The sequence below is a fragment of the uncultured Reyranella sp. genome (assembly GCF_945957355.1).
In the GTDB taxonomy this organism is placed as follows: domain Bacteria; phylum Pseudomonadota; class Alphaproteobacteria; order Reyranellales; family Reyranellaceae; genus Reyranella.
Map to the genome: position 1 here is coordinate 1 of NZ_CAMFKM010000011.1, position 23,038 is coordinate 23,038.

Genomic DNA, 23,038 nt, shown 5'->3' on the forward strand with positions numbered 1-23,038 from the left:
CGAGGTCGTGCAGTATCGCGGCGAGGCGGCGATGTTCGCCGACGTGGCGGCCCAGCAGCTCGACGGCGCGGCGGGCAGTCCCGCCGGTGCGGCGGCGGTGATCGCCTCCGGCAAGGGACGGGCCATCGCAATGATGGGCGACCGTCTGCCGGCCTTCCCCGGCGTCGCGACGATGGTCGAGCAGGGCGCCGTCGGCGGCTTCTACGAGACCCGCGCCTTCGCCGTCTTCGCCGTCCCGGCGGCGACGCCCAAGGACATCGTGAAGAAGCTGTCCGACACGCTGTTCGAAGCCGGCACCGACGAGAAGGTGAAGGCGCTGATGGCCAACTACCTGATCGTCGGGCCTCTCGATTTCGAAGCGACCAACAAGGTCTTCAAGCGCGACACCGAGATCATGCTGAAGGTGATGAAGGAGATCGGTATCAAGGCCGAGTGACGCGCGAGCTGCGCTCGCGCTTCACTCGGCCCATGAGCGTCAGGAGCTTGCCCACGGCAAGCTCCGGGAGCGACGCTCGCTGTTGCAACGATTCAACGTAAGGAAATCACGACCATGTCCTTCACCGTAACCAGCGACAGCTTCAAGGAAGGCGCGTCCCTCGGCATGGAGCACATCCTGTCGGCCGAGTATGGCTTCGGCTGCGGCGGCGGCAACAAGTCGCCGCACCTGCGCTGGTCCGGCGCGCCCGAGGGCACCAAGAGCTTCGCCGTGCACTGCTTCGATCCCGATGCGCCCACCGGCTCGGGTTTCTGGCACTGGGTGGTGGTCAACATCCCCGCCGGCACGACGGAACTCGCACTCGACGCCGGCAACCCTAAGGCCGGCCTTCTGCCGAAAGGCGCGCTGCAGACGCGCACCGACTTCGGCGCCCCGGGCTATGGCGGCCCGTGCCCGCCGCCGGGCCACGGCCCGCATCGCTACGTGTTCACGGTGTTCGCGGTGAAGGAAGAGACCCTGCCGGTGAATGCCGACACGTCGGCCGCGATCGTGGGCTTTCAGCTGCATTTCAATACGCTGGCGAAAGCCACGCTCACGGGCACCTTCGAAAGAAAGTAGCCAGCGCCGCGTTTACTGCCCGCGGCCCGTGGGGGTCACTGGAGGACGGTGAGTTCCAGGGCGGTCCTGGCACCGTGCAACAGGGTGTTGCGCGCAATGTATTGTGGCAGGCCATAGTTCTCGTAGCTGAGGAATCCCTCGCGGACTGAAGCGGCGAGAAGCGCCGGGCGACTGGCGACGGCAAGCTCCAGCGTGTCACGGGCATGCAGCACCGCGGCGGTCGGGGTCAGGTTGACCATGAGATCGACGGGCTCGCCCGGAACGAGCGGGGCCTTGATCCTGTCATCGATCGCCTGTTCGGCCCTGGTCGAGAATTCCGGCATGACCTGTCGCGTCGCGGCGCGCTGGTTTCCCATCGACAGGCATTGCCGCCTGCCCGCGCGATCGATGCGGTCGAGACGTACCGTTACGTGCGTGTCGATCTCGGTGCTGGCGAGGCCCAGGCGAAAACGAGCCGGCCCGACCAGTTCCATATCGGCCGGCACCTTCCAGGCGAAGCGCAGGACGTGAGGCATGACGCTGTCGGTGCCCGGCACGAGGCCTGGAACCTGGGGTGCGGCCAGCCAATGGCTCGCGGCCTCGGCGACCGGTTCGACCTCGAGGGTGCCTGTGGCGGCGGGATGGAGCGCCAGCGTGCGGGAGGCCGGAGGCGGGAAGTCCGCCGCTGTCCCCCAGGCGCTTTCGCCGTCGCCCGCGCCGTCACGCCACCAGCGCACGGCCGGCTGGCGATCGTAGCCGTTGTCGATACCCTTCACGACATGGTCGAAGAAGGCCAGTGCCTCGAGTTGCCAGGAGTAGGCGGGAAGTTCGTACTCGGCCGGCCCGATGATCAGCCATTTGCGGTCGGCCGGCGTACCGGCATTCTCGAAGAGGTCGTAGGCGCCGAACTGGTGCAGCGAGATGTTGCCGCGATTCTGCACGACGACGAAGGGCACGTCGATCTGCGACAGGCGGCGAAAGGAGCCTTCGTCGGACCGGTTGTTCGGATCGGTATCCGTATCGGCGAAGAAGGTGACCAGGTTTTCCAGCGCACGGGGGATCGGCCGGTTCTTCTTGAACCCCTGCATGATGGCATCGATGCGGGGACGCACCAGATTCCAGAGGTACGGTCGGTTGACGACGTGGCTCAGGAGGGCGCGCACCACCGGTGGAACGTAGAGCTTCACGCCCTTGGCCGTGAAATTGGCGCCAGTCCACAGGCCGAAGAATTCGATGTTCGGATAGCCGGCATAGCGGAAGACGTGGCGGCGATAGTCGGTGCAGATTTCGTTGCAGAAAAACGCCTTGAGCGCCGGCGGCCGATGGGCGGCGATCGTCGGCTGGTTCATGCCGTAGTAGGACGTGCCGAACAGGCAGACATCGCCGCTCGACCAGGGTTGCTCGCCCGCCCAGGCGACGCAGGCAAGATGATCCTGCACTTCGGATTCGGCGTGCCAGCGCCGCAACTCGCCTTCGGAGCGGCCGACGCCGCGCGCCGTCACGACGACCTGGGCATAGCCCCGGGCGGTGATGACCGGAGGCGACCCGATTTCGTTGGTGCCCTTGGGCACACCGATCGAATGCAGGTCCCGATTATAGGCCGAGAACTGCACGATCGCGGGATACCGGCCCGGCGCGCGCGGCAGATACACGTCGGCCGACAGCTTCGTTCCGTCCTTCATCGGGATCATGACATCGGCAAGCAACCGGCAGCCGAGATCCTCCGCGGCGACCTTGCCCGGCTTCCAGCCGGCGAGCTGCAGGTGGTTGAGACGGCCCTTGAGGGGAATCAGATTGTCCAGCCAGGCTGTCATGCGCTTGTCCGTCAGTTGCTGGAGTTGCTTTCCTCGGCGAGAAGCTTGAACAGCTTTGCCATTCCCGCAGCCGCTTTCGGTCGCAGCGGCGATCCGCCGAGCGCGAGATTGAGCACCGACAGGCCCACCCCGAGGGCGTGGACCAGCGCCACGGTGTTCGCGTCCGCCGGGATACCGATGCGATCGGCAGCTGTCGCAACCTCGCCGCGTATGCCGCGCGTCAGCCGCTCGAAGATCGCCCTGGCATCGGCGTCCTGACTGGCCGCCAGTGCAAATGAAATGAGAACGCGGCTGTTCTCCGCCTTCTCGAAGGCGGTGCCCATGGCATCCGCCAGCTTCCTGGGACTTGTGGATGCGGCACGCATCGCAAGCTCCACCCCCGCCAGCTGATCGGCCGCGGTGCGCTCCAGGACGGCGGCCAGCAGCGCCTGTCGCGTGGGAAAGTAATAGGTCAGATGGCTTTGGGAGATGCCGGCAGCCTTTGCCACGCGCGGCTGGGTCAGGCCGGCAAGCCCATGTTCGCGGATCAGCCCGACGGCCGCCACCAGCAGGCGCTCACGAACGGCAATCTCCACGGGTGACAAATCGGCGATCCCTGGTTGGTATACCTACCAATGTAGGGCGCGAGTGGTCTGGAACGCAAGTGCCCGGGCGCAAGCGGGGCCGGCGAAGCGGCTACGCTCGGAACTGGACTCCTGGCGGCCTACCGTTCATCCAGGGGCGGGAACTTCCACTTGCCGTTCCGGATCGGGAGGAATGAGCCGTCGTCGACGCCGACCTCCTCGGCGATGCGCCCGTTCATCACCTGGTTGAGCGCCAGGATCAGCTCGCCGTTCTTCTTCGGGTCGAGCGCCAGGTTCGCCATTTCGTCGGGATCGGCCTGCAGGTCGTAGACTTCGAGGTCGTTCTTCGCGAGCAGCTCTTCCAGCGTCTTCGGCGTGTTGAACAGGACAGGCGAGAAATAGCGCGAGAATCGGTAGCGGCCGTCGAAGATGCTGCGGATCGAGGTGCGGTTCGCGAAGTCCGGCGGATGGCCGGCCAGGATCGACTGCTGCTGCTCCGGCGGCTTGCTGCGGAAGGCGCGCATGTCGATCGTCATCGCCGCCCACTTGGGGTCCGAGTAGGACAGCATGTCGAAGTTGAACAGCGAGGCCGGTCGCACGGTCTTCGGCGCGGCGGCTTCCGGGTTGCGCAGCAGCGCGGAGAAATCCTTGCCGCGCAGTCCCTCGCTTGCCCGCGCGACGGCGGCGGCGTCCTTGCCCGTGAGCGCGAGGAGGGTGGGCGTGAGGTCTAGCTGCGAGGTGATCGCCTGGCATTCCTTGCCGCCCGGGAGAGCGGGATGGACGATCATCAGCGGCAGGTGATTCTGTTGGCGGTAGGCGTTGGTGCCTTTGCCGCGCATCTGGTGGCTGCCGCCCAGCTCGCCATGGTCGGCGGTGAAGACGACGATCGTGTTCCGGGCCATGCCGTTGTGCTCGAGCGCCGCCATCAGGCGCTCGACCTTGGCGTCGCAGTCGCGGATGGCGTTGAAGTAGTAGTTGCGCAGGTCGCGCCAGCGCCGGTCCTCGTCCGGCCAGGCGCCGACCAACAGGTCGATGGACTGCTGATAGTAGAGCTGCGCCTTCGGCCGGCCCGGCGTATCGAAGGGCTGGTGCCGGTTGGGCGGCAGGGGGACGTTGTCCCAGGTCGCGCGATAGAGCTCGTCGTCGGGCGCGCGGGCAATGGGGAGCGCATGCCGCTTGCCCTGGATGTTCTCGGTCCCGATATCGGAGTCGAAATACATCGTGTCGTGCGGGTTCACGAGATTCACGGCGAGGTACCAGGGCTGGCCCTTCGTGTGCAGCGTCTGGGCTTCGGTGCGTAGCCACGTGACCGCGGTCGCCAGCGTGCCGTCGTCGTACTTGTAGCCGCCCAGCGTGCCGTCGATCAGGTCGCCGACGCCGAAGAAATCCTGGAAGCCGTAGGACTGCATGGTCTTGCGATAGTCGAGCAGCGGTGCGTCGACCGGCCTGTCGTTGAGGTCCATCGTGGCCGACAGGTGCCACTTGCCCTGATAGGCGGCGTGGTAGCCCAGCTCGGTGAGCCGGTGGCCGATCGTCTTGATCTTCGTCGAGAGATCGCGCTGCCAGATGTAGTTGAGATTGTCGGCGATGCCGGTGTGCTGGATGTGCTGGCCGGTATAGACGACCGACCGCGCCGAGGAGCAGACGCAGGAGGCGGCCTGGTGGTTGAGGAAGGTTATGGCCTTCTTCTTGATCGCCTCGCGGGCCGGCACGGGAAACGGCCACTGCGGGAAGAAATGCTCCTGGTCGACCAGCACGAACAGGATGTTGTAGCCGGACGGCATCGTGGCTGTGGAAGGAGCGGCCTGCGCCTGGGCTTGGGAGATCCCGCCGGCCAGCAGGGTCGTGCCCAGCAGGGCGGCGCCGGAGGCCATCGCCGTGCGGCGGGAGGGGAGGGACGAATCGTCTTCGGGCGTCGTCATCCGGTGCTCCTGTGTAAGGCACCCCATGCTACGCGGAAGCGGAGTTCCATTGCATGCGAAATGAACTCGGCGTTTCGCGCGCGCTCGCGTAGGCTCGGCGCAACGGAGCAGGGAGCCAGGATATGACAATTCGGCGTATCGCGGTCGAGGAAGCCTTCGTGACGCCGGAAATCATGGCCGAGTGGCACAAGGTGCTGGCCGGACGGGATGTCGAGCCGGGCTTCGCGAAGATGGGCGAGTCGATTCTCGCGCAGACGCCGGCCAACAAGCCGCTGGACGATCGGCTGCTCGACATCGGCGCGGCGCGCATCGCCCACATGGATGCGATCGGCATCGACATGCAGGTCCTGTCGCTCACCTCACCGGGCGTGCAGGTGTTCGATGCCGCGCTGGCGACGCGCCTCGCAGCAGGCTCCAACGACGCGCTGGCCGCCGCCGTGCGCGCCCATCCGACACGGTTCGCGGGCCTCGCTGCCATCGCGCCGCAGGATCCCGCGGCGGCGGCGAAGGAGATCGATCGGGCCGCCGACACGCTGAAGCTCAACGGCCTGATCGTGAACTCCCACACCAGGGGCGAGTATCTCGACGCGCCGAAGTTCCGCCCGATCCTCGAGGCGGCCGAGGCGCACGACATGCCGATCTATCTCCATCCGCGCGAGCCCGCGGCCTCCTGGGTGGCGCCCTATCTCGACTATGCGCTGTGGTTTGCCGGCTGGGGCTTCGCCGCCGAGACCGGCCTGCATGCGATGCGCCTCATCATGTCGGGGACGTTCGATCGTTTCCCCAGGCTCAGGATCGTGCTCGGCCACATGGGGGAGGGCATTCCGTTCTGGCTGCAGCGCATCGACAACCGCTACCGGCTCGAAACGAAGATCGGGGCCTGTGAGAAGCTCGCGCGCCTGCCCAGCGAATACTTCCTCGACAACTTCGTCATCACGACCTCGGGCGTGACTTCGATGCCGGCGCTCCGCCTCTCGCTCGACGAGCTGGGCGTGGACCGCATCCTCTTCGCTGCCGACTTCCCCTACGAGGACGACGCCGAAGCGGTGCGCTTCATGGACGGCGCCGCCGTCACCGAGGAGGAGCGAAAGAAGATCTACGAGACGAATGCCTGCCGGGTTTTCGGGTTCTCTCAGTAGAGCTTGAGGTCGTAGTTCAGCACCACGCGCAGTTCTTCGGAGTCGGTGACCGTGCCGCCCTGCCACACGGTCGAGCGTCCATACTGCACGCGGAACCAGAGGCCCTCCAGGGGCTTGTGCTCGGGGCGCCAGTCGACGTGGAAGTCCCATTCGGTCTCGACCAGCGGCGCGCCCGCGGCGGGAGCGCTGGTCCAGCCGTTGAAGAAGTGCGCGGCCAGCGCGATGCCCGGCAGGCCGACCGGCGTCAGCGTATGCGACAGGCCGATCATCACCGCCTGTTCGCCGGCCCGCTGGAACCCCTGGATCAGCGCGTCGGTGTAGAAGGGGTTGGCGCTCCACGGCGTCAGGATGCCGAGGCCGGGATTGGCGACGGAATAGCCCAGGGTCAGGATGCCGGTCTGGTAGCCGAGATCGACCTTCATGCCGAGCTGGTTGGTGGCGAAGGCATTGCCGCCGTTGATCATCGTCTGGCCGGTGCTGTTCTGGGCGACGAACTGCGCCGCGGCGAGCACGGTGAAGCCGCCGCCGAAATCGTGGCCGAGCTTGCCCTCGGTATAGAAGATGTTGAGCAGGTCCTGGCTGTAATAGTTGATCGCACCGATCGAGGCCGGGCCCCAATTCATCAGGCCGCCGACCAGGCCGACGCCGGCATTCGAGGTGGGAGCCCCGGCGGCGCTGGCCATCGACTGGAAGGCGATCGCATCGCGCGGCTTCATGGCGTCGACATAGGCGGCACCATAGCGAAAGCTCGGCGCGCCCGCGTCGCCCTCGAATGTTCCGACCAGCCTGTAACCGGAGAAGGTGTTCGGCGTCATGCGATTGTCGTGCGCGCCGAGGAAGGGCGTGTTGTAGAGATGCCGGCCGAGCGTGATCTCGTACGCGTCGCCGAGATGGACCTGGGCATAGAGCTGGCCGAACACCGCATAGCCCTGCTGGTCCGGCAGCAGCAGCCCGGTGTTTCCGTATTGCGGTGGCGCGACGATCGGGAAGGAGGTGTAAAGCACCGCGCCCAGCGAGACGAGGTCGAACAGCTTGCCGGTCTCGGCCGAGATCGAGCCGCCGCCCGCCCAGGCTTCCTGGATGGTCGTGCTGCCCGGCGGGCGCACCGCGTCGCGATAGTAGCTGCGGGCGTCGATACTCACCTTGGAATCGCGCAGGAAGGCCGGCGTGTCCTGCCATCGCTCGCGCAACTCCGGGAATGCGGTGAGCGGCGGCGGCTTCGGCGGCCTGAAGATCCGCTCGATCGCGGTCAGATCCTCCGATGGAGTGCGCGGGATCGGATACTCCTGCTTGCTGGCCTGCGCGAGCGCGGTGCCGCCTGCCCCGAGAGAAGCAAATCCCACGGCCGCCGCCAGGGCCAGGGACCGGGTGCGCTTTCGGTCAGGGTTCATGTCTACGAACCGCGGTCGCATCGACAAATGTGAGGAAAGCCCCATTGCTGGAATTCTTGCATCTTCTCTCCGAGCCTTCACGTCCTGCATGAGGGACCATCCTGTGGCGGTACCTCCAGGGGCCGGGCGTGGTCCGGCCCTCAATTCCCCCCTTTCGTTCGGACCGGTCGCCCGCCATAAGACGGGGCGGGGGAAGGTCGATCGACGGCCTTCGGAGAGGACAGGAAACTGAGATGGCGGGGCTGTTGGGGGATCGCGGGACACAGGTCTTCAGGCTCGTCGTCGCAGGGGCGGCCGGCGCACTGCTCTCGGCCTGCGCCAGCGACAGCACCTCCTACCAGGAGCAGGCGCTGCGGGCGTCGGAGGGCGGCGACCTCAAGGCGGCGACCAGCCTGGCGCAGAAGGAGGTCGAGAAATACTCGGCCACCGACCAGTGCTCCTCCACCACCAACTACAATTGCGGAACCCTGGCGCTCGCCCTGAGCAGCCTGGCCGAATACCAGATCCTGAGCGGAAACCTGGCCGCCGGCGAGCGCAGCTTCGACCGCGCCAAGGGCGCCCTCCAGATGGTACCGAAGGACAACAAGCCCAGCGCCACCGGCATGGTCTATCGCGACGTGTCCGAAGCCTTCTGGAAGGCGGGCGACAAGAAGCGCGCCATCGCCGTTTTCAAGGAGGGCACGACCCGCGGCGCCGACGAGTGGCTCTACACCACCTCCGCCGCCAAGGCGGTCGCCCAGCAGGAGGGCCGGCCGGCAGCCCCGGCTGCCGCGACGGCGGTTCCTGGGGCGCCCACGGCCCTCGGGGCTCCGGTCCCGCTGGCACCCGGCGCCACGCCGGTGTCGGCGACCGAGTCCGACACCATGGTGAAGCCCAGCATGGTCAACGATCCGGCTATCAACGATCCGATGCGCGGACAGCCGCCCAGCTCGGCCGGCCCGGCGCCCGCACCGCTGGCGCCGAGTCCCCTTACGCCGACCCCGCTGCAGAGGTCGCGCTGAGGCAAGGGCGGGCTGCCATGGGAATGCGAGGGAACGAGCCATGAAGGACTGGCTGTGGGCGGGGGCGATCAGTCTCGTGGCGGCGATCGCAGCCGCCCTTGCCTACGGGGCGTGGAAGAACAGCGATTTCGTCGATGGCCAGAGTGACCGGCTGACGATGGAAGGTACGTTCACCAAGGGCTTCTACGACCAGGGCATGGACAAGGACGGCCAGAACAAGGGCATCCAGGATGTCGGCTTCATGGCGTTGCCCAACAAGCACGTAACGGCCGTGCGAAAGCTGGACCAGCGCGTGATCTTCGATGCGTCCTACACGACGGGGCCCGACGGTTTCCGGGTTGTTCCCAAGGTCGAGAATGCACAGCGCTGCGTTCTCCTGTTCGGCGATTCGTTCACCTTCGGCGAGGGCGTGAACGACGACGAGACCACGGCGGCCCAGATCGTCGCGAAAAGCAAGGGGCAGGTCGAGGTCAAGAGCCTCGGGATCGGCGGCTGGGGTCCGCACCAGTTCCTGGCGGGCCTGCAGTCCGGCCGCTTCCAGCGCGCGATAAGCTGCAAGCCGACCGATGCCGTCTATCTGATGATCGCGGCCCATACCGCCCGAGCGGCGGGACGGGGCAAGTGGGACCGCTTTGGTCCGCGCTTCGTCGTCGACGGCAACGGGCAGGCGGTGCGGGCGGGCAACTTCAACACCGTCGGCAAGAGCTGGCGTGAGCTGGTCGGGTTCAATCGCCTGACCGAGGACGAGGAAGAGGAACTGTCGGCGTCGATCCTCACCGCGGCCTCGCGCGAGCTGGCGCGCCTGTATCCCGGCATCCGCTTCCACGTCTTCCTCTGGGACGGAGTCCCCGCCGGCGTGGCGCGGCGCCTGGCCGGGAAAGGCGTGAGCGTACATACGATTCGCCAGATCATTCCCGACTACACCGACGAGGCCTATCTGATCGCCCCGCCTTTCGAATATCACCCCAAGCCGGTCGCCTACGGGAAGGTGGCGGACTACGTGCTGGGCCTGCTGAAGTAGGGGAACGCCGTAGCGCGCCCACCCTCGTCCTGGGAAGGCAGGGGCCAGGCATCGCCTGGCCCCCGTTGATTCAAACTTGGGCGAGCCCGCCGTCGACGAAGACCTCGCCGCCGGTCATGAAGCTCGAGTCGGAGGAGGCGAGGAACGCCGCCACCGCACCGGTTTCCGACGGCTCGCCGATGCGGCCGAGCGGCGTCGAGGCGCCGATCGCTTCGAAGGCTTCCTTGCCCACCACCTCGAGTGCCAGGTCGGTCCGGGTCGGTCCCGGCGAGAGGACGTTCACGCGAATGCCGGTGCCCTTCAGGTCCAGCGCCCAGCTGCGCGCCAGGTTGCGCACGGCCGCCTTGGTGGCGCTGTAGATGCTGAACTGCGCCGTGCCCATCTCGCCGGTGGTCGAGCCGGTGAGGATGATCGAGCCGCCGGCCTTCATCAGCGGCAGGCCCTTCTGCACGGTGAAGATCAGCCCCTTCACGTTGACGTCGAAGGTCTGTTCGTACTGCTCGAGCGTGATCTGGCCCAGCGGGGCGAAGGCGCCGGTACCGGCATTGGCGAACAGGATGTCGAGCCCGCCGCGCTCCGCCTTCACCGTCTCGTACAGCCGGTCGAGGTCGGCCGGTTCGGTGACCGAGCCGCGCACGGCCCGGGCCGAATTGCCGAGCTGCGCCAGGGCAGCGTCGAGTGGTTCCTGCCGTCGTCCGAAGAGATAGACGAAGGCGCCTTCGTCGACGAAGCGTTGCGCCGCGCCCAGCCCGATGCCGGTGCCGCCGCCCGTGATCACCGCTGTCTTGCCCTTGAGTCTGCTCATGATGTGCTCCTGCCTTTGAGGTTGCACAGAGCTGGAGGCGTACCCACCTAGAGACAAGTATGCACCTTTTGGTAAGTGCCTAAAAATGTCTGACACCTGCACCCCGACCCTGCCGGGCTTCACCTGCGGCCTCGACGCGACGCTGCGGGTGATTGCCGGCAAATGGAAGCCGCTGATCCTCTACTTCCTGGCCCAGGGCGGCGCGACCCGTTACGGCGAGCTGCGCCGGGCCATGCGCGACGTGAGCGACAAGATGCTGATCCAGCAGCTGAAGGAACTGACGGCCGACGGGCTCGTGCGCCGCACCGACTACAAGGAAGTCCCGCCGCGGGTCGACTATGCCCTGACCCCGCTGGGCGAGAGCCTCGCCCAGGCCCTGGTGCCACTCTGCGCCTGGGGCACCGAGAACCTGGCCGAAGTCACCCGTGTGTTCGCGCGGCGCGAAATGGCGAATGGCACCAGCCGGTCCCACGGGAAGGCGGATCTTCCGAGGACTCCCCCGTGACCGGTCCTGTTCCCCGGCGGACTCCCTCGCTGTGGAGCGGCGTGGTTCTCGGCGTCGCGACGGTAGTGGTCTGCCTCCTTGCGAGTGAAATTGCCTCCCGCCTTTGGGATCCGGCCGCCTCTCTGTGGCACTGGCCCAACTCCCTGGCCGAGGCGCCGGAGCCGGCACCGGGGGCGGCGCAATTTGCGTACGATCCAACGCTGGGGTGGGCGCCGGTCGCCGGTACTTCGGGAACGATGCTCGGCAAGCCTCTCTCGTTCACCGCCCAGGGCACGCGCGCGCATAATCGCGAGGCGCCCGCGGTGACCGGTCCGCTGATCCTGGCGTTCGGCGATTCCATGACCGAGGGCTATGCCGTCGGCGACGACGAGACCTGGCCGGCCGCGCTCGAGCGCCTCACCGGCCGCCCGGTGCTCAATGCCGGCGTGCGCGGTTACGGTCTCGACCAGATGGTGCTGCGGGCCGAGCGCCTGATTCCCGAACTCAGGCCGACGACGGTCGTCCTGGCCTTCATCGCCGACGATATTTCGCGCACCGCCCTCTCGGTCCGCGACTTCCGGGGCAAGCCCTACTTCGTGCCCGACGGGGAAGGGGGACTGGCGCTGCACAACGTACCGGTGCAGGGAGCGAGCCTGCCGTCCTGGATCGTGTCGGCGCGGGAGATGATGGGTCGTTCGCACCTGTTCGGTCGGATCGTGACGCGCCTCGGACAACGACCCTACTGGACGGGTCGCGAGATCGGCACGGAGGTCGATCCCTTCATCGTCTCCTGCCGGCTGATGGACCGGTTCGCGGCCCTGGCGAAGCGCGAGGGCGCCGCTGCCCTCGTGGTGGCATTGCCGGAGCAGGGCGTGTTCTTCGATGCCAAGGCCGCCGCGGGGCAGCGCGAAGCGCTGACGCGGGTGCTCGGCTGCGCGGCGCGAGCCGGCCTCGCCACGCTCGACACGAGTCCGGCCTTCGTGAAGGCGGACGTCGGCCGCGACATCGACGCCTACTACACGATGATGCACTTCACCGGCCGGGGCGCCGACCTCGCCGCGCGCGAGATCGCTGGGGCGCTTCGCGGCGGCGCGGAGTAGCGGGCTCTACCCCGCCTTCTTCGCCGGCGGCGGGGACCAGGTGCCGTTGATGATCGAGGGCGGTGTTTCGCTGGGCCAGTAGAGGCGCAGCATCAGCTGGAACTTGCCCTTGGGGGCGGGCAGCCAGTTCGACTCCTTGTCGGCGCCGGGCGACTCGTTCTGGATGTAGAGGTCGGTCGAACCGTCGGCGTTCGCCTTCAGCTTCTGCCGCGCGCTGATCGAGTAGCGGTTGATCGGATTGGCGACGAAGAAGAAGTCGGCATCGTACATGGTGAGCGACCAGAAGCCCTTGACCGGCGGCAGCTGGCCCTTGGGAAAGCGCATCACGTACTTGTTCTTGCCGTCATAGTCGCTGCCGTTGGCGTCCTTCATCGACATCGGATAGATCGCGTCCTGCGGCCGGTTGGCGCCCAGCCCGATCGCCGTGACCAGCGCGCGGTTCAGGTAATCGGTGCCGTAGAGGCCGGTGACGGTGTCGTAGAGCCAGCCGTTCACGTTCTTCACCGACTTGCCGACCTTGAGCTGCAGCATGATGCGGTCGAAGGCGATGTGCGGGATGCGCGCCACGAAGTCGGCGTTGAGCTTGCTCTTGTCGAAATCCTGGCCCGGCACGAGCCCGATGCGGGCGAAGCGCGCGACGGCAGCGGCATCGGCGGCGACCGGCGGGTTGGTCTTCATCAGCTCGGCCAGCAGGGTAAAGTAGGAGACGGCGTCGAGCGCGTTCACCTGCTCGCGCACCGCCGTCTTCATGTCGACCTTGGGATCGACCGTGGCGGCGGGCGGCGTGTAGTCCTTGCCCCAGGCGCTGAGCGGCACCAGCTTGCACTGGTCCTGGAGCGCATGGACGGCGGCGTAGTCCTCCGGCGTGCCGGTGCAGTAGATGCGGCCCAGCATCCACACGAGGCTGGTCGGCGACTTGTATTCCTTCACGCCGGCGGGAAGCGTTCCCTTCCAGCCGGGGCCGGTGATGGCGTAGGTCTGCGCGCCCGTCCCGGTGGTGCGCGCGCCGGGCACCTGGAAGACACTCGTCCAGCCGTCGAGCATCGGGAACAGGTAGTAGCGGCCCTTCATGTCGGGCAGGCTGAGCACCCACGGTTCCTTGCCGACATCGGCCCAGGCGATCGTGTAGAGCGTGTCGGCGTTGGGCGCGGTGACGTCGCGGAAAGCGGCGCTGGGATATTCGCGAATGCGCGCGAACTGGCCCATCGGCGCGCGCGTGCCGGCCGGGGCCGCGACGTTGGTCATGATCCGCCGCGTCATCTCCATGGTGACCAGCGGATAGCCGTAGATGTAGGCGTCGGTCGCCAGCCAGAACTCCTCCAGCCCGCCGAGGATCGGCACGCCTTCCTGGGCGTGCGCGCCCGTGGAGGGAAGGAGGCCGCCCAGGGCCGAGAGCGTGCCGGCGAGGCCGCCCAGGGTGGCGTTGCGACGGTTGATGGCCATGATCGAACCTCTCTCTTTCAGAACCGGAAACTCGCGCCCAGGACCGGGCCGTAGAAGACCTCGTTGAGGCCGAAGGCGGTGGCGCCGCTGCCACTGTTGTAGTTGACGCCCAGTGCGCGGAAGCCCGCCAGCGCGGCGATCTGGTAGCCGCTCATCTGCCAGTCGTAGGAATAGACGGCGATCGCCTGCCAGCTCAGCGAGTTCTGCAGGTTGAAGCCGCCGATGTCGCCGCGCACCGTGATCGTCTGGTTGGGCGCGAGCTGATGGCGCAGGCGCAGTCCCACCAGCGGATCGACCCAGGCCGTGGTGCCGCTGTCGGCAAGCGCGAAGCCGCCGCTTCGGCTCAGGTTGAAGCGCGTCATGTCGGCGGTGAGCAGCGCGTCGAAGGTGCCCACGAGATTGACGTTCCAGTAGCGGAGCCCGCCCACCGCCTCGAGCCTCGTCGAGCCGCTGCCGTCACCGCCCCAGTGCGCGAGTTCGTAGACGCCGCCCAGTTCGACGATGAACATCTGCATCGTGAGCGCCGCATTGGCCGTGCCGCTCAGCTTCAGGCCGGGAAGGGGATTGCGATAGGCGGCCTGGCTGGTGGTGAAGCCCATCTTCGTGAACACGAAGTCGGCATAGACGCCGACCGGTCCCTTGTCGGCCTCGAGATACCCCATGTAGCCGATCAGCGAATCGCTCTTCTGCAAGAGGTCGATGAAGCTCGCGTTGGTGTCGACCGTCTGGCCGTGCGAGGTGGTGCTGCCGCTCACGCTGATCAGCCAGCCGTAGGTCGCGGCCTGGAAGCGCCAGGCGTCGGGATCGACTGTCACGGCGGTGTTGGCGGCCGCCGGCTCGGCCATCGCCACGCCCGTGCAGGCGAGGACACCCCCGACGACGAGCACAGCAGCCGCCAACTTCCGATTCACGAGGGCTTCTCCGGCCATTTCGAGGGGGACTATTTCTCTCCGGCGGTGTGCCAAAGCGCCTTGCCGGAGGCCATGACAGTTTGCGCCAAAAGTGCAATCGTCTACGCAACGTGACCGTCCTCGCGACCTCCGATGAACTCGGCTCGCCCGCCCGCCGCAGCGACCCTGCAGCGCGCACCATGCGTGTAGGGCCGATGTTCGGTCTGGAAGCGCTGCTGGGGCGGTTCGGGGTCCCGCTGGCACCGCTGATCGCCGAGGCCGGCCTGCCGCCCGACTGCTTCAGTGCCCCCGACAATCGTTGGCCCGTCGACCGGCTGCTCGATCTCGTGGCGCGTTGCGGAGAGGCCGCGAACTGTCCGTGTCTCGGGCTGCTGCTCGCGGAGCCGGTGGGACCCGCCGCGCTCGGCGCTCCGCTCGCCCGCCTGCTGGGCGGCGCCCTCACGATCGAGCGGGCGCTGCGCGGCCTCACGATGAACCTGCACCTGAACGGCGAGGCGCTGGTACCGGCCCTCTCGGTGGGTGCAGGCGACGCCTGCTTCAGCATCACGCCCTACGACTATCACCGGCGTGGGACGGAGCATCTCGAAGACTTCTCGCTGGCCGCGCTGGTCAACATCCTGCGCTTCCTCGGCGGTCCGAAATGGACACCGCTGCACGTAACCTTCGCCCATCGCGCGCCGGCCAACCGCCGGCCCTACGACTCCTTCTTCAGGGCACCGCTTTCCTTCGGTGCGGCGCAGAGCGCCGTGCACTTCGATGCGTCCTGGTTGCCGCGGCGGCCCGAACCCACGCCGCCGGGACTGGCCGCACCACCGCCGCCGCCCGTGGCCGGCGAGGAGCTCGACATCGCGGTTCTCGCCCGCCGGGCGATCATCCGCGGGATGGCGCAGGGCGTGGTCGGCGTCGATGTCGTCGCCTCCGTCCTGGGACTGAGCCGGCGCACGCTGAACCGCCGCCTCGCCGAACGCGGCACCTCGATCCGCGATCTGATCGCCGAGGTCCGTCTCCAGGTCGCACAGCAGTTGTTGCGCGATACCGATCTCACCATCGCCGACATCGCCGTCACCACCTGCTATTCCGACGTTGCCGCCTTCTCGCGCGCCTTCAGTGCGAGAACGGGCGTCTCGCCGGCGGCATGGCGGAGCGCCCAGGCCTAGACCCCGTCGGCCGTGATGCCGAGCTGGCGGATGAGCTTGCCGAGGCGCACATGCTCGCGGCGCATTGCCTCGTCGAGTTCTCCGGGCGTCATCGGCATCGGCTCGATGCTGGCATTGGCCAGGCGGGCGCGGACCTCGGGATCGGCCAGGGCCCGGTTCACCGCCCTGTTCAGCCGGTCGACGATCGCATCGGGCAGGCCCTTCTGCCCCAGGATCGGGATCGACGACTGGACCTGCAGGTCGCCCTCGCCTTGCTCCTCCATGGTCGCGACGCCCGGCAGATCCGGGGCGCGCTTCAGCCCCACGACTCCGATCGCCTTGAGCCGGCCCGCCTTGACGTGCGGCCCCGCCAGCGTGGTGCTGACGATCGCGAGATCGAGACGGTTGCCCAGGAGGTCCTGAACGCCGGGCGGCAGGCCCTTGTAGGAGATCGACGTGATGTCGATGCCGTACTTCATCCGGAGCTGCTCGGGGATGAGGTGCGAGGAGGTGCCGTTGCCCGGGTTGAGATAGTTGAGCTTGCCTGGATTGGCCCGCGCCAACGCGACGAACTCCGCGATCGTGTTGGCGGGCGAGGCGGGCGGCACGCAGATCAGGGCGCTGCTCACGCCGACCATGGCGATCGGCCTGAAGTCGGTCATGGCATCGAACGGCGCCCGCATCAGCAGGTTCAGCACGACGTGGCCCGACACGGTGAGATAGAGCGTGTAGCCGTCGGCCGGGGCGCCGAGCACCAGTTGCGCCGCCAGGATGCCGTTGGCGCCGGGCCGCGGATCGATCAGCCAGGTCTGGCCGAGCTCGCGCTGCATGGCCTCCGACAGGGAGCGCGCGGCGACGTCGAGCAGGCCGCCGGGCGGCCCCGGCAGCACCACGCGGATGGTCTTCGACGGATAGGCCTCGGCATGGACCGCGGTCGCGGGAACCATCGCGGCCGCGGCGGCGAGGAACAGGCGGCGCTTCATGGTCAGGCCCGGTGGAACGGTTTGTCGCCGCAGATGGTGACCCGGTGGCCGTAGCGGCGATTCGGGAAGTAGTCGAACAGCGCATGGTGCTGGGTGCAGCGATTGTCCCAGAAGGCCACCGAGTTCGCCCGCCAGTCGAAGCGGCACTGCAGTTCAGGCGTCTCGATGTGGCGATAGAGCATCTCGAGCACCGCGTCGCTCTCATGCTTCTTCAGCTGCGGGATGCGGACCGTGAAGCCGCGGCTGACATAGAGCGCCTGCCGGCCGGTCTCGGGATGGGTGCGCACGATCGGATGCTCGCTGGCGGGAAATGCCATGTCGGCGCGGTCGTTCGCCTTGTTGCGGAAACTGTGCGCCTTGGCGCTGTCATGGATGGCGGTGAGGCCGTCCAGCATCTTCCGCACCGGCGCCGACAGCGTCTCGTAGGCGCGGTACATGTTGGCGAACAGCGTGGCGCCGCCGCCATCGGGCGGCACCTCCGTCAGGTACAGGATCGAGCCCATCGGCGGCTCGGCATCGCAGGACACGTCGCTGTGCCATTCCTCGCCGGCGACGCGCTTGGAGTTCTCGTCCGCTTTGATCACCAGGATCTCGCGATGCTCGGGCACGCCGATCGGCGCGTTGGGATGGACATGCAGGCGGCCGAAGCGCTGGCCGAATGCCTTGTGGCTCTCGATGTTCATCTTCTGGTCGCGGAAGAAGATCACGAGATTGTCCATCAGCGCCCGGTGGACCTCGTCGAACTGCTGGTTGCCCAGCGGCTTCGAGAGATCGACGCCGGATATCTCGGCGCCGATCGTGGGGGTGAGTTTCCTGACCTCGATCGATTGATAGCCCATGGTTTCCTCCTGAAATTTTCCCGAGGGTAAATCACGGTCGGTCCGGGCATTTGACATTCTGGGACATGGATTTGACAGTTCGGGCGAGACGCCTGACCCCGCCTGCCGCGCCCCGAGCCGTGACCACCGAGCCGTGACCGACTTCATCCGCAGCGCCTGCCTCACCTCCTATCCGGAACTCGCCCGGTCGCTGGGGCTCGACCCGCTGCGCCTGCTGAAGGAGGCCGGCATCGACCGGCGCTGTCTCGACGATCCCGACGTGAAGGTGCCGGCCGGCGGGCTGCGCCGGTTGCTGGAGAACTCGGCGCGCGCCGCGGCCGCCGAGGATTTCGGCCTGCGTCTCGCCGAGACGCGCTCGCTGTCGATCCTGGGGCCGATCGGGCTTCTGGTGCGCGAGGAGCCGACGGTACGTGACGCGCTCCTGTCGCTGATGCGCTACATCCCGCTGCACAACGAATCGCTCGATCTGCGTCTGGAGGAGAGCGGTGGGCTCGCGCTGGCGATCGTCGAGATCCGCGTGCCGCGGCCGGTGCCGCTGCGCCAGGGCACGGAACTGGCGGTCGGCGTCCTGCATCGCGTGCTGCAGTCGCTGATCGGTCCGCAGTGGCGGCCGTCCCTTGCCTTCATCCACGAGGCACCGGCCCGCCGCGACACGCACCGTCGGCTGTTCGGCGGCCGGGTCGAGTTCGGGCGCGACTTCAACGGCATCGTCTGCGAGAGCCGCGACTTCGACCGCCGCATCCCCGCCGCCGACCCGGCGCTCGCGCGCTATGCGCGGCAGCATCTCGAGGCGCTGCTGGCGCGGCCCAACTCGCTTCTCTCCGACAAGACCCGCGAGTTGGTCTCGCTGCAACTCGCGACCGGGCGCTGCACCGCCGACCTCGTGGCGGGGCAGTTGAACATGAACCGCCGCCTGCTGCACCGGCGACTGGCGGAGGAGGGGCTGACCTTCACCGGGATCCTGGAGGACGTGCGCAGCGGGATCGTCACCCGCGCCTTGTCGAACACCGACCGGCCGCTGAGCGCGCTGGCCGACATGGCGGGCTTCTCCTCGCTCAGCGCCTTCTCCCGCTGGTTCCGCGACCGTTTCGGCGCCGCGCCGTCGGCCTGGCGCAGCAACGCACGGGCGCAACTCCAGGACAGCGTCGGGCGTTATTAGTCGCAGGAATTGGCCAATTCCGCCTTGGTTTGGCCCGCAGCGCTGCCGATGATGATCGTGTGCCCGTGTGGGCTGGAGGGAGAGAAATGCTGACGACCTTTGCGAGGCTTGTGCTTGTTGCGGGCATCGGCATGGCCGCCGCAGCGTGTCAGGGCGATGGCTACGGTCCGCCGACCGGCTATCAGCCCGCATACAACAACGGCTATTACGCGCCGCCGCCGCCGCGCTACGCCTATTCGCAGCCCGCGCCGGCCTACTACGGCAACCCGGGCTACGGCTACAACAACGGCTACTACAATCAGGGTCCCCGAATGACGACCGTGACCGTCACGAACCGCGGCCAGAACGGCTACGCGGACCAAGTCGTGCAGCAGCAGGTCGCCTGCGGCAGCCAGTATTACGACGGCTACCGCCAACGCTATGCGCGCTGCTGACCGGCTCGCTCAAGGCTGCAGCGAGGCGAGCAATCCCTTGAAGGCGAACGACGCTTCGCTACGACGTCGATCTGGTGCTTCGTGATCCTGCGGGCCTGCTGATCGCTATCGCCCGGTGGCGCATGTGATCCGTGAACGGATCGTGCCATTGCATTCATTGCCGCGTGGGCGTTCTTCTTCTCGCGGGTGTCCACTCTCGATCGCGTACCGCCCGACTCCATCGACAAGGGTATGTATTGCCTCCACGCCTTGGGCCAGACTGTGACCATGGTGATGTTCAGAAGCCTGTTCCCTGGGCTGGTCGCCGCGCAGATCGTCGGCATCATGCTGATCGCGCTACGCGTTGTGCCGATCGTATGGTTACCCTTCGCGCTGGTCCCTGCCCGTAGGAACAGCTGCGGCTGAGAAGCGAACATCAGGGTTACTTGCCGGGAGCAGACAATCCATATCATTTGGATGGCATGGCAGATGAACGGCTGGCGTTGGCGACGGAAGCGACACGCCCAACCACTCGCCCCGATCACTCAATCCCGCTAAACACCACTCCCTGTCCTTTGCGCCGGGAGGGGGTGCCTCAATGAAAAACAGCCCACGAATCATCATCAACTCCGACGTGCTCGCCCCAGCGGCGCTGGCGTTGCTCGAGGAGCGGGGGGCGGAGGTGCGGATGTTGCCGACGCGGGCCACCGAGGCCGAGATGATCGCGGCGGTGGCGGAGGCGCCGACGCATGCGATCATGGTGCGTACCACGAAGATCACGCCGGCCGTCTATGACGCCGCGCCGGACTTGCGGGTCGTGTCCAAGCACGGGGTCGGCTACGACAATATCGATGTCGAGGCGGCCAGCGCGCGGGGCATCGCAGTGCTGCGAACGCACGGCGCCAATGCCCGCTCGGTGGCCGAGCTGGCGCTGGGCATGATGATCTCCGTGCTGCGCTACATGGTGCCGTTCGACACGGCGCTGAAGCAGGGCACCTGGCCGCAATCCGCTTTCATGGGCCGCGAACTGTCGGGCTCGAAGCTCGGCATCGTCGGCTGCGGCGCCGTCGGCTCCTCGCTGGTCGCGCTGTGCCGGCCGTTCGATCTCGAGATCCGGATCTACGATCCATACATCGCGCCCGACGCGGTGCCGGAGGGCGTTGGGCGTGTCCATGTCCTCGACGAGCTCCTGGAATGGGCGGACATCGTCAGCCTGCATTGTCCGCTGACCGAGGAAACCGACCGCATGATCGATGCGGCGGCGCTCGCCCGCATGCGCAAGGGCACGTTCCTGGTGAATGCCGGCCGCGGCCCGCTGGTCGACGACGTCGCCCTCGTGGCGGCGCTGGAGAGCGGCCATCTCGCCGGCGCCGCGCTCGACACCTTCGTCGTCGAGCCGCCCGATCCGAACCATCCGCTGTGGAAGCAGAAGAACGTGGTCTTCACGCCGCATGTCGGCGGCTCGACGAGGCAATCGCTGGAGCGGGTCGCCGTGCAGGCGATCGAGAACATCTTCTACGTGCTCGACGACGTGCCCCCGCCGGCGAAGTGCGTGGTGGGGTGATACAGTAAAGGTCCCTCGCTGGCGCTCGGGATGACGATTGGGGTGATTGTAGCGCAGTGCGTCACCACGAAAATCCTGTCATCCGGAGCGCCAGCGAGGGACCCTTGAAGGTCACCCCACATCCGGCATCTTCTCCAAAAGCTTGTCGAGGGTGATCGGATAGTCACGGACGCGGATGCCGGTGGCGTTGTAGATCGCGTTGGCGACGGCGGCGGCGACGCCGCAGATGCCGAGTTCGCCGACACCCTTGGCCTTCATCGGCGAGGACATCGGATCGGTCTCATCGAGGAAGATCACCTCCTGGTGTGGGATGTCGGCATGCACCGGCACCTCGTAGCCCGCGAGATCGTGGTTGACGAAGAAGCCTTGGCGCTTGTCGACCACCAGATCCTCCATCAGCGCCGCGCCCGCGCCCATGGTCATGGCGCCGATCACCTGGCTGCGCGCCGATTTCGGATTGAGGATGCGGCCCGAGGCGCAGACTGCCAGCATGCGCCGGATGCGCACTTCGGCAGTGGCGGCATCGACGGCGACCTCGACGAAATGCCCGCCGAAGGTCGACAGCTGCGCCTTCTTGTTGAGGCCGCCGAACTCGATCTCGTCCTCGGCCACCAGCTCAGCCCCCTTGGCCGCCTCGGCCAGCGCGATGGCGCGGTCGCCCGAGCGGACCTGGCCGTCGGCGAACTCGGCCGCGGCGGCGTTGAGGCCGAGCTTCGCCGTGACCGCCTCGCGCAGCTTCACACAGGCGGCGTAGACGCCGGCGGTCGAGGAGTTGCCGCCGAACTGTCCGCCCGAGCCCGACGATACCGGGAAGGCCGAATCGCCCAGCCGCACCACGACCCTGTCCAGCGGTACGCCCATCATCTCGGCCGCGGTCTGGGCGATGATCGTGTAGCTGCCGGTGCCGATGTCGGTCATGTCGGTCTCGACGGTGACGATGCCCTTCCCATCGAGCCGCACGCGCGCGCCCGACTTGATGACCGGCGATCCGCGATAGGCGGCCGCCATGCCGAGCCCGACCAGCCAGCGCCCGTCGCGCACTTGCCGGGGCTCGGGCTTGCGCCGGGCCCAGCCGAAGCGCTCGGCGCCGGTGCGCAGGCATTCGGTGAGCTGGCGCTGGGAGAACCTGCGCTTCGGCTGTTCGGGATCGACCTGGGTGTCGTTGCGGATGCGAAACTCCACCGGATCGAGGCCGAGCTTTTCGGCCATCTCGTCCATGGCGATCTCGAGCGCCATCATGCCGGGTGCTTCGCCGGGCGCGCGCATCGAATTGCCTTCCGGCAGATCGAGTTCGGCCAGGCGCTGGCGCGTCAGCCGGTTGGCGCCGGCATAGAGCAGCCGCGTCTGCATGATTGCCGTCTCCGGCTTGCCGCCGGGCAGGTCGCCCGACCAGCTGTCATGGCCGATCGCGGTCAGCCTGCCGTCCTTGCCGGCGCCGAGGCGAATGCGCTGGATCGTGGCCGGCCGGTGCGTGGTATTGTTGATCATCAGCGGCCGCTGCAGCGCCACCTTGACCGGCCGCTTCGCCGCGCGCGCGCCCAGCGCCGCCAGCAGCGCGTCGGCACGCACCCACAGCTTGCCGCCGAAGCCGCCGCCGATATAGGGCGACATCAGGTGGACCTTCTCCTTCGGGATGCCCAGTGTCTTCGCCACGTCGCCGACGCTCCAGGCGATCATCTGGTTCGAGGTCCAGAGCGAAAGCCGGTCGCCCTCCCAGGCGGCGATGCTGGCGTGCGGCTCCATCATCGCGTGCGACTGGTCGGGCGTGGTGTAGGTGGCGTCGAGCTGGACGGGGGCGGCGGCGAAGGCTGAGTCGAAATTTCCAACCCGGCTGTCGGCCGGTTCCTCGTCCTTGCCCGAGGGCTTGGCGGAGTCGCGGGCCGCCGCAAGGTCGTAGGCACCCTTGGCCGGCGCATACTCGACCTCGATCATTTCGGCGGCGTCGCGAGCCTGCTCGAAGGTCTCGGCGACAACCAGCGCGACGGCCTGGTGGTAGTGCTCGATCTCGGGGCCGCCCAGCAGCTTCGCGGTATTGTACTCGCCCTTGCCGAGCTTGCCGGCGTTCTCCGCCGTGACGATCGCCAGCACGCCGGGGGCGGCCTTTGCAGCGGCGAGATCCATCGACGCGATGTGGCCCTTGGCGATGGCCGAACCCAGCACATGGCCATAGGCCGCGTCGGGCGCCACGTCGTGGCGTTCGTAGGCATAGGGCGCGGTGCCCGTGGTCTTCAACGGCCCGTCGATGCGGTCGGTCGGACGGCCGACGATCTTCAGCCGGTCGATGGGATTGGTGGTGGCGGGCGTGTCGAATTTCATG

The 23,038-nt window shown here is 67.5% G+C and carries 22 protein-coding genes; 12 read left to right on the forward strand and 10 right to left on the reverse strand.

Going from position 1 to position 23,038, the window contains the following annotated elements:
* Positions 1-436: tripartite tricarboxylate transporter substrate-binding protein (locus tag Q0Q48_RS17880; protein WP_295140333.1), on the forward strand; the 436-nt coding region annotated here is incomplete at its 5' end.
* Between the two features lie 114 nt (positions 437-550).
* Positions 551-1,054, forward strand: a complete 504-nt coding sequence (locus Q0Q48_RS17885; RefSeq protein ID WP_295140336.1) for a YbhB/YbcL family Raf kinase inhibitor-like protein — start codon at positions 551-553, stop codon at positions 1,052-1,054.
* A gap of 35 nt (positions 1,055-1,089) precedes the next feature.
* Here the strand turns inward: Q0Q48_RS17885 and Q0Q48_RS17890 are convergent, their stop codons facing one another.
* The 3 genes from Q0Q48_RS17890 to Q0Q48_RS17900 all read right to left on the reverse strand — a co-directional run bounded on the left by Q0Q48_RS17890 (position 1,090) and on the right by Q0Q48_RS17900 (position 5,332).
* Positions 1,090-2,847, reverse strand: a complete 1,758-nt coding sequence (locus Q0Q48_RS17890) for a CocE/NonD family hydrolase (RefSeq protein ID WP_295140338.1) — start codon at positions 2,845-2,847, stop codon at positions 1,090-1,092.
* An 11-nt stretch (positions 2,848-2,858) separates the two neighbouring features.
* Entirely contained in the window at positions 2,859-3,422 is a 564-nt protein-coding gene (locus Q0Q48_RS17895) for a TetR/AcrR family transcriptional regulator (protein WP_295140340.1), read from the reverse strand.
* Positions 3,423-3,550: 128 nt separating this feature from the next.
* Positions 3,551-5,332: a sulfatase-like hydrolase/transferase gene (locus tag Q0Q48_RS17900; protein WP_295140343.1), complete on the reverse strand. Its 1,782-nt coding sequence runs from the start codon at positions 5,330-5,332 to the stop codon at positions 3,551-3,553.
* Between the two features lie 122 nt (positions 5,333-5,454).
* Between Q0Q48_RS17900 and Q0Q48_RS17905 the strand changes: the two genes are divergently transcribed.
* A complete protein-coding gene (locus Q0Q48_RS17905) occupies positions 5,455-6,471 on the forward strand; it encodes an amidohydrolase family protein (protein ID WP_295140346.1) in 1,017 nt (338 codons plus the stop codon).
* Here Q0Q48_RS17905 and Q0Q48_RS17910 read toward each other — a convergent pair.
* Positions 6,465-7,862, reverse strand: a complete 1,398-nt coding sequence (locus Q0Q48_RS17910) for an OprD family outer membrane porin (RefSeq protein ID WP_295140349.1) — start codon at positions 7,860-7,862, stop codon at positions 6,465-6,467. The genes Q0Q48_RS17905 and Q0Q48_RS17910 overlap by 7 nt on opposite strands.
* Positions 7,863-8,095: 233 nt before the next feature.
* Here Q0Q48_RS17910 and Q0Q48_RS17915 point away from each other — a divergent pair, with 233 nt between their 5' ends.
* Both Q0Q48_RS17915 and Q0Q48_RS17920 read left to right on the forward strand, forming a co-directional pair.
* Positions 8,096-8,863: a hypothetical protein gene (locus Q0Q48_RS17915; RefSeq protein WP_295140351.1), complete on the forward strand. Its 768-nt coding sequence runs from the start codon at positions 8,096-8,098 to the stop codon at positions 8,861-8,863.
* Between the two features lie 40 nt (positions 8,864-8,903).
* The gene (locus tag Q0Q48_RS17920) at positions 8,904-9,884 is read left to right on the forward strand and encodes an SGNH/GDSL hydrolase family protein (protein WP_295140354.1); all 981 of its coding nucleotides are present in this window, start codon (positions 8,904-8,906) and stop codon (positions 9,882-9,884) included.
* 70 nt (positions 9,885-9,954) lie between these two features.
* On the opposite strand, the gene Q0Q48_RS17925 is transcribed toward Q0Q48_RS17920, so the two are convergent.
* Positions 9,955-10,689: an SDR family oxidoreductase gene (locus Q0Q48_RS17925; protein WP_295140357.1), complete on the reverse strand. Its 735-nt coding sequence runs from the start codon at positions 10,687-10,689 to the stop codon at positions 9,955-9,957.
* Positions 10,690-10,774: 85 nt separating this feature from the next.
* On the opposite strand from Q0Q48_RS17925, the gene Q0Q48_RS17930 reads away from it, so the two are divergent.
* On the forward strand, positions 10,775-11,194 hold the full coding sequence (locus Q0Q48_RS17930; protein ID WP_295140359.1) for a helix-turn-helix domain-containing protein: 420 nt from the start codon (positions 10,775-10,777) through the stop codon (positions 11,192-11,194).
* Positions 11,191-12,273, forward strand: a complete 1,083-nt coding sequence (locus Q0Q48_RS17935) for a GDSL-type esterase/lipase family protein (RefSeq protein WP_295140362.1) — start codon at positions 11,191-11,193, stop codon at positions 12,271-12,273. The genes Q0Q48_RS17930 and Q0Q48_RS17935 overlap by 4 nt, the downstream gene beginning before the upstream one ends.
* Positions 12,274-12,279: 6 nt before the next feature.
* Here the strand turns inward: Q0Q48_RS17935 and Q0Q48_RS17940 are convergent, their stop codons facing one another.
* Both Q0Q48_RS17940 and Q0Q48_RS17945 read right to left on the reverse strand, forming a co-directional pair.
* Complete coding sequence (locus Q0Q48_RS17940) at positions 12,280-13,716, reverse strand: DUF1254 domain-containing protein (protein ID WP_295140364.1); 1,437 nt, start codon at positions 13,714-13,716, stop codon at positions 12,280-12,282.
* 17 nt (positions 13,717-13,733) lie between these two features.
* Positions 13,734-14,627, reverse strand: a complete 894-nt coding sequence (locus Q0Q48_RS17945; protein ID WP_295140366.1) for a hypothetical protein — start codon at positions 14,625-14,627, stop codon at positions 13,734-13,736.
* A gap of 110 nt (positions 14,628-14,737) precedes the next feature.
* Between Q0Q48_RS17945 and Q0Q48_RS17950 the strand changes: the two genes are divergently transcribed.
* Positions 14,738-15,784: an AraC family transcriptional regulator gene (locus tag Q0Q48_RS17950; RefSeq protein ID WP_295140368.1), complete on the forward strand. Its 1,047-nt coding sequence runs from the start codon at positions 14,738-14,740 to the stop codon at positions 15,782-15,784.
* Here Q0Q48_RS17950 and Q0Q48_RS17955 read toward each other — a convergent pair.
* Both Q0Q48_RS17955 and Q0Q48_RS17960 read right to left on the reverse strand, forming a co-directional pair.
* Positions 15,781-16,746, reverse strand: coding sequence for a tripartite tricarboxylate transporter substrate binding protein (locus tag Q0Q48_RS17955; protein WP_295140371.1), 966 nt, complete (start codon positions 16,744-16,746; stop codon positions 15,781-15,783). The genes Q0Q48_RS17950 and Q0Q48_RS17955 overlap by 4 nt on opposite strands.
* A gap of 2 nt (positions 16,747-16,748) precedes the next feature.
* Entirely contained in the window at positions 16,749-17,585 is an 837-nt protein-coding gene (locus tag Q0Q48_RS17960; protein WP_295140373.1) for a TauD/TfdA family dioxygenase, read from the reverse strand.
* 133 nt (positions 17,586-17,718) lie between these two features.
* Here Q0Q48_RS17960 and Q0Q48_RS17965 point away from each other — a divergent pair, with 133 nt between their 5' ends.
* From Q0Q48_RS17965 to Q0Q48_RS17980, 4 genes are all read left to right on the forward strand, one after another.
* Entirely contained in the window at positions 17,719-18,744 is a 1,026-nt protein-coding gene (locus Q0Q48_RS17965) for an AraC family transcriptional regulator (protein WP_295140376.1), read from the forward strand.
* A gap of 86 nt (positions 18,745-18,830) precedes the next feature.
* The gene (locus tag Q0Q48_RS17970) at positions 18,831-19,178 is read left to right on the forward strand and encodes a hypothetical protein (RefSeq protein WP_295140379.1); all 348 of its coding nucleotides are present in this window, start codon (positions 18,831-18,833) and stop codon (positions 19,176-19,178) included.
* Positions 19,179-19,445: 267 nt separating this feature from the next.
* Positions 19,446-19,583 carry a hypothetical protein gene (locus Q0Q48_RS17975; RefSeq protein WP_295140383.1) on the forward strand — a complete coding sequence of 46 codons (138 nt, stop codon included), beginning with the start codon at positions 19,446-19,448 and terminating at the stop codon, positions 19,581-19,583.
* Positions 19,584-19,755: 172 nt separating this feature from the next.
* The gene (locus Q0Q48_RS17980) at positions 19,756-20,721 is read left to right on the forward strand and encodes a hydroxyacid dehydrogenase (protein WP_295140385.1); all 966 of its coding nucleotides are present in this window, start codon (positions 19,756-19,758) and stop codon (positions 20,719-20,721) included.
* A gap of 111 nt (positions 20,722-20,832) precedes the next feature.
* Here the strand turns inward: Q0Q48_RS17980 and paoC are convergent, their stop codons facing one another.
* Positions 20,833-23,037 (reverse strand): aldehyde oxidoreductase molybdenum-binding subunit PaoC, encoded by a 2,205-nt coding sequence (gene paoC / locus Q0Q48_RS17985; protein ID WP_295140388.1) that lies wholly within the window; start codon positions 23,035-23,037, stop codon positions 20,833-20,835.
* Position 23,038 lies beyond the last annotated feature (1 nt).

Coding starts and splice junctions, on each gene's coding strand:
- Q0Q48_RS17940 (WP_295140364.1), bottom strand. CDS start 13,716: ATGGCCATCAACCGTCGCAACGCCACCCTGGGCGGCCTCGCCGGCACG.
- Q0Q48_RS17890 (WP_295140338.1), bottom strand. CDS start 2,847: ATGACAGCCTGGCTGGACAATCTGATTCCCCTCAAGGGCCGTCTCAAC.
- Q0Q48_RS17970 (WP_295140379.1), top strand. CDS start 18,831: ATGCTGACGACCTTTGCGAGGCTTGTGCTTGTTGCGGGCATCGGCATG.
- Q0Q48_RS17925 (WP_295140357.1), bottom strand. CDS start 10,689: ATGAGCAGACTCAAGGGCAAGACAGCGGTGATCACGGGCGGCGGCACC.
- Q0Q48_RS17920 (WP_295140354.1), top strand. CDS start 8,904: ATGAAGGACTGGCTGTGGGCGGGGGCGATCAGTCTCGTGGCGGCGATC.
- Q0Q48_RS17975 (WP_295140383.1), top strand. CDS start 19,446: ATGGTGATGTTCAGAAGCCTGTTCCCTGGGCTGGTCGCCGCGCAGATC.
- paoC (WP_295140388.1), bottom strand. CDS start 23,037: ATGAAATTCGACACGCCCGCCACCACCAATCCCATCGACCGGCTGAAG.
- Q0Q48_RS17900 (WP_295140343.1), bottom strand. CDS start 5,332: ATGACGACGCCCGAAGACGATTCGTCCCTCCCCTCCCGCCGCACGGCG.
- Q0Q48_RS17955 (WP_295140371.1), bottom strand. CDS start 16,746: ATGAAGCGCCGCCTGTTCCTCGCCGCCGCGGCCGCGATGGTTCCCGCG.
- Q0Q48_RS17980 (WP_295140385.1), top strand. CDS start 19,756: ATGAAAAACAGCCCACGAATCATCATCAACTCCGACGTGCTCGCCCCA.
- Q0Q48_RS17915 (WP_295140351.1), top strand. CDS start 8,096: ATGGCGGGGCTGTTGGGGGATCGCGGGACACAGGTCTTCAGGCTCGTC.
- Q0Q48_RS17910 (WP_295140349.1), bottom strand. CDS start 7,862: ATGAACCCTGACCGAAAGCGCACCCGGTCCCTGGCCCTGGCGGCGGCC.
- Q0Q48_RS17930 (WP_295140359.1), top strand. CDS start 10,775: ATGTCTGACACCTGCACCCCGACCCTGCCGGGCTTCACCTGCGGCCTC.
- Q0Q48_RS17905 (WP_295140346.1), top strand. CDS start 5,455: ATGACAATTCGGCGTATCGCGGTCGAGGAAGCCTTCGTGACGCCGGAA.
- Q0Q48_RS17960 (WP_295140373.1), bottom strand. CDS start 17,585: ATGGGCTATCAATCGATCGAGGTCAGGAAACTCACCCCCACGATCGGC.
- Q0Q48_RS17885 (WP_295140336.1), top strand. CDS start 551: ATGTCCTTCACCGTAACCAGCGACAGCTTCAAGGAAGGCGCGTCCCTC.